General features: G+C 48.2%; 10 protein-coding genes. 3 read left to right on the top strand and 7 right to left on the bottom strand.

What is annotated here, in order from left to right; all coding sequences use genetic code 11:
- The first annotated feature begins 7 nt into the window (after window positions 1-7).
- On the top strand, window positions 8-1,198 hold the full coding sequence (locus AACV20_RS10325; RefSeq protein WP_017048886.1) for a 3-phenylpropionate MFS transporter: 1,191 nt from the start codon (window positions 8-10) through the stop codon (window positions 1,196-1,198).
- An 86-nt stretch (window positions 1,199-1,284) separates the two neighbouring features.
- A complete protein-coding gene (locus tag AACV20_RS10320) occupies window positions 1,285-4,719 on the top strand; it encodes a PAS domain-containing hybrid sensor histidine kinase/response regulator (protein WP_170907207.1) in 3,435 nt (1,144 codons plus the stop codon).
- Between the two features lie 97 nt (window positions 4,720-4,816).
- Here the strand turns inward: AACV20_RS10320 and AACV20_RS10315 are convergent, their stop codons facing one another.
- Together AACV20_RS10315 and AACV20_RS10310 are read right to left on the bottom strand one after the other, a co-directional pair.
- The gene (locus AACV20_RS10315) at window positions 4,817-6,520 is read right to left on the bottom strand and encodes a sodium:solute symporter family protein (protein ID WP_017048884.1); all 1,704 of its coding nucleotides are present in this window, start codon (window positions 6,518-6,520) and stop codon (window positions 4,817-4,819) included.
- Between the two features lie 12 nt (window positions 6,521-6,532).
- Window positions 6,533-6,799, bottom strand: coding sequence for a DUF4212 domain-containing protein (locus tag AACV20_RS10310; protein WP_013855818.1), 267 nt, complete (start codon window positions 6,797-6,799; stop codon window positions 6,533-6,535).
- 386 nt (window positions 6,800-7,185) lie between these two features.
- Between AACV20_RS10310 and AACV20_RS10305 the strand changes: the two genes are divergently transcribed.
- Complete coding sequence (locus AACV20_RS10305; protein WP_013855819.1) at window positions 7,186-8,931, top strand: potassium/proton antiporter; 1,746 nt, start codon at window positions 7,186-7,188, stop codon at window positions 8,929-8,931.
- Window positions 8,932-8,935: 4 nt separating this feature from the next.
- Here the strand turns inward: AACV20_RS10305 and AACV20_RS10300 are convergent, their stop codons facing one another.
- The 5 genes from AACV20_RS10300 to pyrB all read right to left on the bottom strand — a co-directional run bounded on the left by AACV20_RS10300 (window position 8,936) and on the right by pyrB (window position 14,046).
- Window positions 8,936-9,565 carry a response regulator transcription factor gene (locus AACV20_RS10300; RefSeq protein ID WP_013855820.1) on the bottom strand — a complete coding sequence of 210 codons (630 nt, stop codon included), beginning with the start codon at window positions 9,563-9,565 and terminating at the stop codon, window positions 8,936-8,938.
- A gap of 241 nt (window positions 9,566-9,806) precedes the next feature.
- Entirely contained in the window at window positions 9,807-11,609 is a 1,803-nt protein-coding gene (locus AACV20_RS10295) for a protein-disulfide reductase DsbD (protein ID WP_170907206.1), read from the bottom strand.
- Window positions 11,610-11,769: 160 nt separating this feature from the next.
- Window positions 11,770-12,228, bottom strand: coding sequence for an arginine repressor (locus AACV20_RS10290; RefSeq protein ID WP_088718009.1), 459 nt, complete (start codon window positions 12,226-12,228; stop codon window positions 11,770-11,772).
- 408 nt (window positions 12,229-12,636) lie between these two features.
- A complete protein-coding gene (gene pyrI / locus AACV20_RS10285) occupies window positions 12,637-13,101 on the bottom strand; it encodes an aspartate carbamoyltransferase regulatory subunit (protein ID WP_017042201.1) in 465 nt (154 codons plus the stop codon).
- 15 nt (window positions 13,102-13,116) lie between these two features.
- Complete coding sequence (gene pyrB / locus AACV20_RS10280) at window positions 13,117-14,046, bottom strand: aspartate carbamoyltransferase (RefSeq protein WP_017042200.1); 930 nt, start codon at window positions 14,044-14,046, stop codon at window positions 13,117-13,119.
- Between the last annotated feature and the right edge of the window lie 241 nt (window positions 14,047-14,287).

The following is a 14,287-nucleotide window of genomic DNA, read 5'->3' as shown; positions in this document are numbered from 1 at the left end:
ATGAATCATGCTTAACCCCTCTCCATATGGTTGGATATCGCAGTACTTTATTGGTTTCTTCTTTGCGTATGGCGTTTACTTGCCATTTTGGGCGCTGTGGTTTGAAACCCAAGGTGTGTCTGCAACCGATATTGGCGTATTAATCGGTATGGGCTTTGCCACGCGTTGCGTCGCTAATTTGGTGATTACGCCGCGTATCCATAAGGCCGAGCTTCTTCTACCAGCACTGCGTTGGTTAAGTTTGGCGGCGTTTTTATTTATTGGTTTTCACTTCTTTACGGGCGGCAGTTTCTGGCTGATGGCGTTAGCCACTGTGTTGTTTAACCTTTGCTGTGGCCCCGTGGTGCCGCTATCCGATGCGATGGCTAACTATTATGCGCGCTTAAAAATGCTCGATTATGGTCGCACCCGCTTATGGGGATCGGTGGCTTTTATCGCTGGTTCTACTGTGGTTGGCGTACTTGTGGCACGTTATGGTTCTGACATGATCCTCTACACCGCCTTGGCTGGGGTATTTGTTTCGCTACTGATTAGCTTGCGCAATCCTAACCCAATGCCCGTGACGGTTGGTGATGCACATGCCGTCCGGCCGAAACTGACGCAGTTATTGCGTGAGTGGCCAGTGATAAAATTCTTGATTTTAGCGGCGCTGATCCAAGGCAGTCACGCGGCGTATTACAGTTTCAGTTCGATTCACTGGAAAGCGGCGGGGCATTCGGAAGAGCTGATTGGCTATTTATGGAGCCTTGGGGTTGCCGCTGAAGTTGCGGTATTTGCGCTCAGCAAACGCCTTTTTTCAGGGTGGTCACTACGCACATTATTTGTTGTCGCGTCGATTGGGGTTGTGGTGCGCTGGACCTTAATGGCGTCGACCACCGCACTGCTTGCGCTGGGGACGATTCAACTGCTGCATGGGGTGACGTTTGCGATGGCGCATATAGCGGCGATTCAATACATTCAGCACGCACCGCAAAGCAAAATGGTCGCTATGCAAGCGCTGTATAACGCCATTCCACTTGGGGCATTTATTGCTTTGATGACCACCTTGAGTGGCTGGGGTTATGAACGCTGGGGCGCTAATGTATTTTGGGCGATGGCAGCAATGGGCATTTTGGCGCTGTTGATTAAAGTCGAACCCACATCATCCAATGAGTCAGGTACTGAGGTAATGAAAGCGGCGCCTGAAGCACAGAATTAACCTTAACTGATTGAGATTAAAAATTATCCTTAGTTAAATGAAGCCTCTTCAAAGAAGAGGCTTTTTTGAACCTATAAGGATATCAAATGCAAGGATGGATCGTCGTTCCCGTTTCGCTCGCTTATTTAGGCGTGCTGTTTCTCGTCGCTTGGTATGGTGATAGGCAAAGCCAATGGCTGGCGAAATGGCGACCGTGGATCTACAGTTTATCGATCGCGGTCTATTGCACCTCTTGGACTTTTTACGGCACTGTCGGTCAAGCGGCTAGCAACCCTTGGTCATTTCTGCCTATCTACATTGCGCCTATTTTAGTGTTTACCCTTGGCTGGCGTATGTTGGCGCGGCTGATTTTGATTGCGAAGCGCGAACATATTACCTCCATCGCCGATTTTATTGCTGCTCGCTACGGAAAATCGCAAGGATTAGCGGTAACCGTAACTTTGATTGCCGTGGTGGGCATTTTACCTTACATCGCCTTGCAACTGCGCGGCATCACTATGGGGCTTGAGATTGTCGCCCCCAACCTCGCTACGCAATTTGGTTATCAGAATTATCACGTCTCGTGGTTTGTGGTCGCGGCTTTAGCGCTATTTACTATGCTGTTTGGTACACGGCATATTGATAACACCGAGCACCACCGCGGCATGATGATGGCGATTGCGTTTGAATCGATTGTTAAATTGGTCGCTTTTTTAACCGTGGGCGGTTTCATCATTTATCTGGCTTCAAGCCGTGAAACGGTTGATCTAAGTGCGATTGCCCAGCAGACGTATCAAGCGCCCAACTGGCCAACGCTGTTGATCCACACCGTATTAACCATGATGGCGATCATCTGCTTACCGCGTCAGTTTCATACCATGGTGGTAGAAAATGAACGCGCGCAAGATCTACACACGGCGCGCTGGTTATTTCCTCTTTACCTGACTTTGATGGGGTTATTTGTTCTACCTATTGCATGGGTTGGGCAAAGTTTGCTAAGCGGCAGCCCTGCCGATACTTATGTACTCAGCGTGCCTATGTCGGTGGGCGCCGAGCAGATAGCGTTACTGGCGTTTTTAGGTGGCACATCAGCGGCCAGCGGCATGGTGATTGTCTCGACCATTGCATTGGCGATCATGGTTTCTAATGATTTGGTGATGCCGCTTCTGCTGCGCCGCATGCGTTTAACTCAGCGCAACTACCGTCATTTATCAGGGTTGTTGCTCAACATCCGTCGCGGGTTGATTCTATTGCTGCTGCTTGGCGCTTGGGGTTTTTATCAGGCGTTGGATGCGATTGGTTCTTTATCGGCGATCGGTTTTCTCTCATTTGCGGCGATTACCCAATTTGCCCCTTCATTGATTGGTGGCATGTACTGGCGTGAAGGCAACCGCAAAGGCGTTTATGTTGGATTGGCGGTCGGTTTTACTGTGTGGCTAGTAACCTTAATGAGCCAAACCGACATGCTGGCGGGCGATGCACAAAGTAACGTTCTGTTATGGATGATCACCCCGCCGGATTGGTTGGTGCAGATGGGGCTGAAAAATTCAGATTGGGGCATGATGCTCAGTGTTGCGCTCAACACATTCTGCTACGTTGTTGTCTCTATGGTGACTCGTCCGAGTTTGAGTGAGCGTTTACAATCGGCCTCTTTTGTCGGTACGCCGCTGCCTGAGAGTGAGAATCTCAGCTTGTATCAAAGCCGCGTGACAGTGGCTGAGCTTGAAATGTTGGCCGCTCGTTTTGTGGGGCGCACTCGCGTTCGCACTGCCTTTCGCCAATATTGGAGCCAGCAGAGAGAGACGTTACTGCCTAACCAACAAGCGCCATCTACCTTAATCCGTCATACAGAAAGAGTGCTGGCGGGGGTGTTTGGTGCTTCTTCGGCCAAATTGGTGCTCACTTCCGCACTGCAAGGGCGCAACATGCAACTTGAGGAAGTGGCGACCATTGTTGATGAAGCATCTGAGCTGTACGACTTTAGTCGCGGCTTATTGCAAGGGGCCATTGAGCATATTGGTCAAGGAATTACCGTGGTCGATAAAAAGCTGCGGCTGGTGGCGTGGAACCAACGCTATCTCGAACTGTTTGAGTTTCCCGCTGGACTGATTCAAGTGGGGCGACCGATTGCGGATGTGATACGGCACAATGCGCAACACGGATTGTGTGGCCCTGGTGACCCTGAGGATCACGTGCGGCGGCGGGTGTATCACCTTGAGCAAGGAACCAGACACACCTCGGCGCGTATTCGTCCTGATGGACGAGTTATTGAAGTGCAAGGAAACCCGATGCCGGGCGGCGGATTTGTGATGAGCTTTAGCGACATCACCGTTTTTCGCGAAGCGGAGCAGGCATTAAAAGAGGCCAATGAAACCTTGGAAGAGCGCGTGCACCAACGCACCCTAGAGCTTGAAACCCTCAACAAACGCTTGGTGGCGGCAACTCAAAAATCAGACCAAGAATCGCAATCAAAATCGCGCTTTTTGGCCGCCGTCAGCCACGATTTAATGCAGCCGTTGAACGCTGCGCGCCTGTTCGCTTCCTCGCTCTCGGAAGTGGCTAAAGAGACGGAAGTGAAAACGTTGGCGGGTTATATAGAGAGTGCTCTGGGCGCGGCTGAAGATCTGATTGGTGATTTGCTGGATATTTCACGTTTAGAGTCCGGTAAGCTCGATGTGCATTCTCATAGCTTTGCTATTAATGATGTATTTTCGAATCTTAACGCTGAATTTAGCGCCTTAGCTAAGCAGCAAGGGATTGATTTTAAAGTGATCCCATCCTCGCTCTATGTGATGTCTGACCCTAAATTATTACGTCGCGTGGTACAAAACTTTCTCACTAACGCGTTTCGCTACAACCCTAAAGGTAAAGTGGTGCTGGGTGTACGCCGAGTGCGAGATCAGGTCAGGATTGATGTTTGGGATAATGGCATTGGTATCGAGCAAGATAAGCAGCAAGAAATCTTCGAAGAGTTTAACCGTGGTAGCCAAGTCCGTTCTGACCAAGGTTTGGGGCTCGGTTTAGCGATTTCAAAAGGCATTGCATATGTGCTGGGTCATGAAATTTCGATGCGCTCTTGGCATGGAAAAGGCAGCGTGTTTTCGCTCTCTTTGACGCGAGCTGAACCTGTCAAACAGGCTCCGACCCTGGCGATAGAGCAAGGTATGCCATCTGATCTCAATCATCTGCGCGTACTGTGTGTGGACAACGAAGCTGATATTTTAGTTGGCATGAACGATCTGCTCGCAAGGTGGGGGTGTGATGTCAAAGTAGCAGCGGACTTACTGCAAAGCCTGAAAGCATTAGAAAACAATTGGTTGCCTGATGTTATTTTGTCGGATTACCGCTTAGATAATGGTCGCACTGGTTTAGAAGTGTTGCAGCAGTGTCGCTTGCGGCTTGGAGATAGCTTTGAAGGGGTCATCATCAGCGCTGATCGCACTGAAGAGATGATGGATGCGATTAAATCCAATGGCTTTAGCTTTATTCCCAAACCAATAAAACCACTCAAACTGCGCGCGCTGTTGAATCGAGTCAATTAAGCATGCAGCATAAAGCCGATGCGTGGGCATCGGCTTTATGGTTGTTATCACACTTCACTGCAGAGCGAACATCGAGCATGACGCTCGCAGGTGAAGATTAATGGTCGTGAGCTTGCCCCGCGCCTTTCGGGAAGCGGATTGATTCCACCATTTCTTGCACTTCGGTTGGAACTTCTGCGGTAAATTTATTCACCACAATCGATACCACGAAGTTCAAACACATACCTAACGTACCAATGCCTTCAGGGCTGATACCAAACAACCAGTTATCTGGCGTGCTGGCTGCCGGGTTAATGAATTTGAAGTAGATGATGTAGGTTGCAGTAAAGATAATCCCTGCGACCATGCCCGCGATCGCGCCTTCTTTATTCATCTTCTTGTAGAAGATGCCCAAAATAATGGCCGGGAAGAAGGAGGCGGCTGCCAAGCCGAAGGCAAACGCTACCACCTGAGCCACAAAACCCGGTGGGTTAATGCCTAGGTAACCAGCACCCACAATCGCAATGATGGCGGCTAAGCGTGCGGCTAACAGCTCTTGTTTATCGGTCATGTTTGGTTTGAAGCCTTTCTTCAATAAGTCGTGAGAAATTGACGTCGAGATAACCAATAAAAGACCTGCAGCTGTCGAAAGCGCAGCAGCTAAACCCCCAGCTGCGAGCAAGCCAACCACCCAGTTTGGCAGTTTTGCCAGTTCAGGAGACGCCAATACGATGATGTCACGGTTAATGTTCATCTCGTTGCGCTCATCGCCAGAATAGAACATACGACCGTCATTGTTCTTATCTTTCCAGCTTACAAGGCCAGTATTCTCCCAGTTCTTAAACCAAGTAGGCGCGTCTGTTGCGGGTACGCCTTGCATGTCTGGGCCATTAATGGTCTCAATCATGTTCACGCGAGCAAAAGCGGCAACACCTGGCGCTGTGGTGTATAGCAAAGAGATGAACAGCAATGCCCAACCTGCTGAGATACGCGCATCACGCACTTTAGGCACAGTGAAGAAGCGAATAATGACGTGAGGAAGACCAGCAGTACCCACCATCAAGGCTGCGCAGATAAAGAACACGTCAACCTTGCTCTTGTTGCCTTCGGTATAGGCGGTGAAGCCGAGCTCTTGAGTTAAGCCATCGAGTTTATCGAGTAGGTAAACATCGGTACCGGTAATGGTTGAGCCCATACCAATTTGTGGCAGAGGGTTACCTGTCATCATGATCGAGGTGAAAATGGCGGGAACAAGGAAGGCGAAAATGAGCACGCAGAACTGTGCAACTTGCGTATAAGTGATGCCTTTCATGCCACCGAGTACCGCATAGAAAAACACGATCCCCATACCGATGACGATACCAACGTTAATATCCACTTCGAGGAAGCGAGAGAATACCACTCCGACGCCGCGCATTTGCCCCGCAACATAAGTAAACGAGATAAAGATGGCGCAAAATACCGCCACCATACGCGCGGTCTTTGAGTAGTATCGCTCACCGATAAAATCTGGCACGGTGAACTGGCCAAATTTACGCAAGTAAGGTGCAAGGCAAAGTGCCAATAACACATAGCCGCCTGTCCAGCCCATCAAGTACACGGTACCATCATAGCCAATGAACGAGATGATACCCGCCATTGAGATAAATGAAGCGGCTGACATCCAGTCCGCTGCGGTTGCCATGCCGTTGGCAACAGGGTGAACACCACCGCCAGCAACATAGAATTCACTGGTCGATCCTGCACGGGCCCAAATGGCAATGCCGATATAGAGTGCAAACGTAATACCGACCAGAATAAACGTCCAAGTTTGAATATCCATTTCGTAAACCTCTTAGTCTTCCTGCACGTTGTATTTCTTGTCGAGCGCATTCATGCGCACAACGTAAATAAAGATCAAGGCGACAAAGGTATAGATGGACCCTTGTTGTGCGAACCAGAACCCTAGTTTGAACCCGCCTAAATGAATCGTATTCAGTGCGTCGACGAAAAGAACGCCTGCACCATATGATACCAAGAACCACACTGCCAGCAGTGAGCCCATAATTCCCAAGTTTTCCTTCCAGTAGGCTTGAGCATGTTCGGTTGATTGGAACGCCATGACCTTCTCCTTCGGTTTGCATATCGTGGTGTTAATTTAATGTTACGAAATTAAGATAGCAGTGAAAGGGTGGTGGGTCTGTGCAACTTTAGTCGGGAGGTTGTTTTTTCCAATTCATTGTAACTAAATGAAATGCCTCAATTTAGAAGGTCTTTCTTATGTTGAATAAATGTTAAATTAGCCAAAAGTATAAGATCATAAGCTCTTGATTGGAAAATCGCTCATGGCGAGTTAACGATTTTTATGTGGTTGGTTATTCATGCCGCGATAAAAACGATCAATGTTTACATAAAGTTGTCTTAAAAACGGATTAAACTAAGGCACAATGGAACGCGAATTTATGTTGGTTATTCAATCAATAATAATTAAATCAATAAGGAAGGAATATGGATGCAATCGCTATCAATGGTTTTTTTCTCGTAGGTGCTTTGCTGATTGCATTAAGTGTGTTGTTAAGTCCAGTCTCTTCTAAGTTAGGAATTCCTATTCTGCTCGTTTTTTTATTGGTGGGTATGTTGGCTGGGGAGGATGGCCCCGGTGGCATCTTATTTGATAATTATCCGATTGCTTATTTAGTCAGTAACTTAGCGCTTGCCATCATCCTATTAGATGGCGGCATGCGTACCCGTGTTGCCAGTTTTCGGATTGCCTTTTGGCCGTCAGTCTCGTTAGCGACGTTTGGGGTGGCGATCACCACCATTCTCACCGGCTTGATGGCGGCATGGCTGTTTAATTTGGAATTACTGCAAGGTATTTTGGTGGGAGCGATTGTTGGCTCAACTGATGCGGCGGCGGTTTTTTCCCTGCTTAAAGGGAGAAGCTTGAATGAGCGCGTCGGTTCAACGTTAGAGATTGAATCGGGCACTAACGATCCAATGGCGGTGTTTTTAACCGTGACATTAATTGCGGTACTGGGTAGCCAAGGCGATGATCTCAGCGCAGGATTCTTGCTGCTGAGTTTTATCCAGCAATTTGGTCTCGGGGCTTTATTTGGATTAGCCGGAGGTTGGCTGCTCTGGAAGCTGATTAATAGCAATCAACTTCCAGAAGGGCTCTACTCCATTTTGGCCATCAGTGGCGGTTTGATTATCTTTGCGCTGTCCAATTCACTCGGCGGCAGTGGTATTTTATCCATCTACTTGACGGGTTTATTGCTGGGCAATAAACCGACCCGTTGCCGCTATTCCATTTTGAACGTACTGGATGGGATGACGTGGCTTAGCCAAATTGGCATGTTCTTGGTGCTTGGGTTATTGGTCACTCCTTCTGAATTGCTGACCATTGCGGTGCCGGGCTTTGCGCTCGCCTTTGGTATGATTTTGTTTGCGCGCCCCATTTCTGTATGGATTGGTTTATTGCCATTCAAAGCATTTACTGCGCGTGAAAAGTGGTTTATCTCTTGGGTTGGACTGCGCGGCGCTGTGCCCATTATTTTAGCGGTTTTCCCAATGATGGCCGGTTTACCGAATGCGCAGCTCTATTTCAACTTAGCCTTCTTCGTGGTGATGGTGTCGCTAGTGGTACAAGGGGGAACCTTGATGAAAGCGGCCGCTTTGGCTCGCGTTGAACTACCGCCCAAACCTGAGCCAATTTCACGTACCGGTGTTGAGATATACCCGTGCAGCGAATGGGAAATGTTGGTCTATAAACTCAAACAAGATAAATGGTGTATTGGTGAGCCATTACGCAATCTCTCAATGCCTGAAGGAACACGTATTACCGCTGTGTTTCGTGACGAGCAACTGCTTCACCCATCGGGCAGTACCAAGTTGCAAGAGGGCGATGTCTTGTGCGTGTTAGCACAGGAGAAAGATCTCGAATCACTGAGCAACCTATTTAGTGAAGCGCCAGAAAAAGCCTCGTTAGAGCGCTTCTTTGGTGACTTCTTTTTGGATGTGGATGCAAAACTCGTTGATGTCGCAGCCTACTATGGTTTGACGATTGAGCACCTCAATCAAGAGATGACGCTCAACGATTTGCTGATCCAAGAGCTCGGAGCCACACAAGTACTGGGTGACCATTTTGAATGGCAAGGTCTGTATCTGGTGGTAGCGGATGTGGCCGATTGGCAAGCAACCAAAGTCGGTTTACGATTACCTTTAGAAGAGACGTTAGATGAAGCGAGCGAGTAGCCGACTACTCGCCCAACTCATTGAGTAAAATTACTGCTTGGGTACGGTTTTTAACCCCAAGTTTACGGAAAATAGCCGTCATGTGCGCTTTGATGGTTGCCTCAGAAACATTAAGCTCATAGGCGATTTGTTTGTTGAGTAGTCCATCAGAGAGCATGCCTAATACTTTGTATTGTTGCGGGGTTAAGGCGGCAATTTTCTTGGTTAAATCATTGCATGCGGCGTGATTGGCAATTAGCCCTTCAGGGAAAAATGGGTCACCGGCTAGGACTTGATTGAGCGCCGAGATCAGCGCGCGCATGTCACTCGATTTAGGAATAAAACCAAAGGCACCGTGGCTTTTTACTTGCGCCACCACCGAAGGTTCTTCACTGGCTGAAATCACCACAATCGGTAAATCAGGGTATTCGGCTCGCAAGTGAATCAGCCCTGACATCCCATTTGCGCCTGGCATTTTGAGATCCAACAGCAGCAAATCCACATCGCTCTGTTTGGTTAATAAGGCTAACAAGGCATCTAGCGAATCCGCTTCCAATAAATTGGCACCGCTTATCGCCATATGCACCGATTGAAATAGCGCATTGCGAAACAGAGGGTGGTCGTCAGCAATGATGATGGTGTAGGTCGAATCCATGACGTTTTACACTTTTAGCAATGTCGTTAAATCGATTATTGACCGCGATTTCTCACTGAACAATCTTTATACGCTAAAAGTCTGAACTGTATCCACTTTTTGTCTGATACTTAGTAGTGACTGAGCCTGATCTGAGAGTGGTGCATGCCAAGCGGTTCGAGAAGAAGTGATGGCGTTCACGCGCTATTATTGCCGACTGTTGCAATGGCTTGCTCAAACAGTCGGCAATAATCGGTAAACCTTAAAGCTGGTGGGCGGTGAGGTGCGCTAAAAAGCGATCGGCTGGCATAAAACCGCTGATACGTGCGTTTGAAACGCGTTCACCTTGCGCATTCCAAAAATCAATCGTCGGTAACCCTAGCACGTTCATCGCCTTGAGTAGCTCAATATCTTGTGGCTGATTTTTGGTGACGTCCGCTTGCAATAGCACAAAGTTTTGCAGTTTCTGCGCGACCTCTTTCTGATGGAAAGTGTATTTTTCAAACTCTTTACACGCCACGCACCAGTCGGCGTAGAAATCGAGCATGACGGGTTTACCTGCTAATTTGGCTTGGCTCAACTGCAAGTTGAGCTCAGCAATATTATTCACCCGAATGAACTCGACATGGCTACGGCTTGCTAGGTTGGTTTGTTCTGGCTTAAACCACACATCCAGTGCAGGTTGCGCTGAAGCAAACAGACCCAATACCGCAATAATGCCAACCATGCTCTGTTTCCAGCCACCAAACGGCAAGCTGTTTTTACAATGATAGAGCCAACCAAACGCGGCGATCCCAAGCGCGGACCAGAGCGCCGTTGACCACACTGGTGGCAATAAGCGTTCAAGTAAGAAGATCGGCGCAGCCAGTAAAATAAAGCCAAACAGTGTTTTGACTCTCTCCATCCAGCCACCGGCTTTTGGGAGTAGTTTGTTACCAAATACGGCGACCAAAATCAGAGGAATCCCCATGCCCATAGCTAAGGCATACAGTGCAATCGCCCCCGTGAATAGGTCGCCACTTTGCGCGACATACAGCAGCGCACCAGAAAGAGGCGCGGTGGTGCACGGTGAGCAAACCAAACCGGAAATCGCGCCCATGGCAAACACGCCAAGACTGTTCCCGCCTTGCTGCTTATTGCTCAGGATGTTTAGCCACGTCTGCACTTTGCTTGGCAGTTGCAAGGTATAAACGCCAAACATCGACAGGGCGAGTAGCACAAATAGGGTACTGAGACCAATCAGTACATAAGGGTGCTGCATCGCGGCTTGAAATTGTAACCCAGCCGAAGCGACGACTAGGCCAAGTACGGTATAAGTGAGCGCCATACCTTGCACGTAAATAAACGATAAAATCAACGCGCGCTGTTGTGAAAGTTGACCACGACCAAGCACGATACTGGTGAGGATCGGGTACATCGGGAGTACGCAAGGGGTAAAGGCGAGGCCAACGCCAAGTGCTAAAAAGAGCAGCGGTGTCCACCAAGAATCGGCGAGGCGGCTTGCTAGCCCGTCTTGTTCAGCCACGGGCGCTTTTGGTGAAGCTGTTTTGATTTTCGCTACATTGGCAGCCGTGTTGTTGTCAGAGCGAGTATCGCTTGCCACAGCTTGAAGGTCGATAATTCGCGTTTCTGGTGGATAGCAAAAGCCCGCTTTTGCACACCCTTGGTACTGGATAATTAATTTGGCGTTCGCTGCTGCACTGAGGAGCGGTATGTCGACAAACAGTGGCTCAGTATAAATCTTCACATCACCAAAAAATTCATCGTGATATGGCTGACCATCGAGCATCTCGATTTCACCAAGCTGTGCATTTTCGGCGCTGATACTGATCCGATCTTGGTAGAGGTAATAGCCTTGCTTGACCTGCCAATCTAAGAATACCTGTCTACCTTGCTGTTCGGCATGAAAAGGAAACGCTTGGTCAACTGGGACAAATTGATTGTCGGCTGAGGCCAAACCGAGGTTGTTACCACTATTGAATGGATTGTCATTGCCGAAGACCGCCAACGCAGGTTGGGAAAGTGTCAGCAGAGCTAGCAGTACAAAGGAAAAGAGTAGGCGCATACAAAAATCGAGTCTTCATTAGGTGAGTGTCATCTTAACCCAATCAGACCGCTTTTCGGCGCAATAAGTTTCACAGTGATGGAAAAATCGTCGCTGATGAGGCAGTGAAGCGAGAAAAGCCAAGTGAGGTTGTGGACCTCACTTGGCTGGGCGATGGGGGTTAAGCGACACCTAGGCGAGTTTTCACCACCGCTTCACACGCTTCAATATTATTGATGTCTTTGGGAATAATAAGCACAGTGTCATTACCACCGACCGTTCCTAAAATCTCAGTGTGGGGATCAATATCAACCAATCGCGCGACCAATTGAGCACTTCCAGGATGAGTTTTCACCACCACAGTGGATTGATTGTGAGTGATAAACTCAATTTGTGAGGCGATAGATGACTCAACACGCACTGGCGCGGTTTCGACCGTAATGCAGTACACTTTTTTCCCGCACGCATTTTGCACTTTCACCACACCAAGTTGGGAAAGCAAGCGTGACACAGTGGATTGGCTAATGCCTTCGTAGCCGAGCTCTATTAGCCTGAGTCGTAGCTCATTTTGGTTAGCAAAACTTTGTTGTTGTAGGATTTTTTTACAAGCGGAAGCTAACGTTTTGTCATCGGTTTGCATTGCGCCGTGGGGGATTTTTCTGTTCACGGGCGGTTCCTTTTATACACGCTACTGCGTCTGGGGTATCGGTGATCCTTACCATGCCAGCACACTCCCAAAGCCATAGAGTGTGAGTTCACGTTATGTTTAACGCCAATGGCGCAACGGTTGAGCATTGCTCTTTTCCCCTCTATAAGTGGTGGGGGATTATTATTGATGCCTGTAGCTTAACATTAATCAATGTGTCGCTTTTTGCGGGGGATCACCAAATAATAAACTAGATTACCGATTGATTTTTGGCGTTTTATGTTGATTTGATGGAATAATATGCACGGAAATATGCAAGATTCGTAAGTTGGTCCAGCGCCGAGTTAGGACGCTGGAGGCTGGCAGGGCTGTAAACGTGATGGATGCGCGCTTAGTGCTGTTTTAGCAACGTTCAGTCATGATTTCGCGCGAGAATACTTTCTCACAATAGTGGCATTTGAGATGCACATTCTCTTGTTTGAGCTGCACTTTAAAGCGGCTCTCGACAGGCTCGCCATGAGAGATGCAGTTGCTGTTTGGGCAACGAAATACGCTGTCAATTCGTTCTGGCAAAGTGAGGGTCAGTTTGTTGACCACTTTATACTCTTCAATTTGATTGACGGTGGCTTTCGGGGCATACAGTGCTAATTGGTTCGCTTGCTCTTTGGTGAGATAAAGGTTTTCTATTTTAATCAGATCTTTATTACCTAACGCAGAAGAGGGTAGGTTTAGGCCAATCGTCACACGTTGATTGGTTTCATTTAACTTAAACAAAGAGAGAATTTTGATCCCAAGGTTGGCAGGGATATGGTCAATCACGCTACCGTTACGAATCGCTTCAACTTGCAATTGGGTCTCTTTTACCATGATGTTATCTCCTACTTATAAGGTTGGGTTAAGAACAAGGGCTAATAAAGCTTCACGCGCATAAACGCCGTTTTCGGCTTGTTGGAAATAGTAGGCGTAAGGTGTTTTATCGACATCGGTGGTGATTTCATCGACCCGAGGCAGTGGGTGCAGCACTTTTAAATTGTGGCGCGCTTCTTTTAATGTTTCTGCGGTTAAGATGTAAGCCGATTTCATGTGCGCGTATTCGGATGCATCAAAGCGCTCTTTTTGTACGCGCGTCATGTACAGCACGTCCAGTTCAGGCACGACCTCTTCAATGCTGGCGTGCAAACTAAACGCAATGCCAGCCTCTGAGAGCTCTTCGCAGATGTAATCCGGCATCGCCAGCACTTCTGGAGCGATAAAAAAGAAACGTACATTGTTGAATTTCGATAAGGCTTGGGTGAGCGAATGGACGGTGCGGCCATATTTTAAGTCGCCGACGAACGCGACGTTAAGGTTATCGAGCCTGCCTTGCGTTTCATAAATGGAAAACAGATCGAGCAAGGTTTGGGTTGGATGTTGGTTAGCTCCATCACCACCGTTGACTACGGGGACGCCGTTGGAAAACTCAGAGGCTAAACGTGCAGCGCCTTCTTGTGGGTGGCGCATAACAAATGCATCGACATAAGAGGAAATAACTTGCACCGAGTCAGCTAAGGTTTCCCCTTTCTTGGCAAGTGACGTATTGCCGCCATTATCAAAACCAATCACTGTGCCTCCTAGGCGCTGAACTGCCGTTTCAAACGACAAACGGGTACGTGTAGAAGGTTCAAAGAAGCAGCTTGCTACTACTTTATTTTTGAGAAGTTCAGGGTTTGGTTCCGCTTTAAGCCTTGTTGCGGTTTCAACAATCAGCTCCAGTTCCGCGCGGCTCAGTTCTGGAATGGAAATGATGTGCTTGTTAAATAACGAATGCGCCATAACGTGTCTTCCCTCTGTATGGTTCGCTTTGGCTACTAGCCTTTGCGAAATTTTGCTTAAAAAAAAGCCCCCTAAAATAGGAGGCTTCAATAACGTTCAGAACAGAAAAACAAAACAGCTAACTCGACCGGCGCCGGGTGTAATGGATGGCGTTGATGGGGAGTGCTGCGGTTCATTTTCTGCTCCGTTTAGACAAATTGCGAAGGATTATACGGACAAAAAACACGCTGGCAATACTCTT

The organism is Vibrio sp. B4-6 (assembly GCF_963888245.1).
In the GTDB taxonomy this organism is placed as follows: domain Bacteria; phylum Pseudomonadota; class Gammaproteobacteria; order Enterobacterales; family Vibrionaceae; genus Vibrio; species Vibrio anguillarum.
Note: the sequence above shows the minus strand (reverse complement) of the source record. Positions and strands in the feature narration are given on the sequence as shown.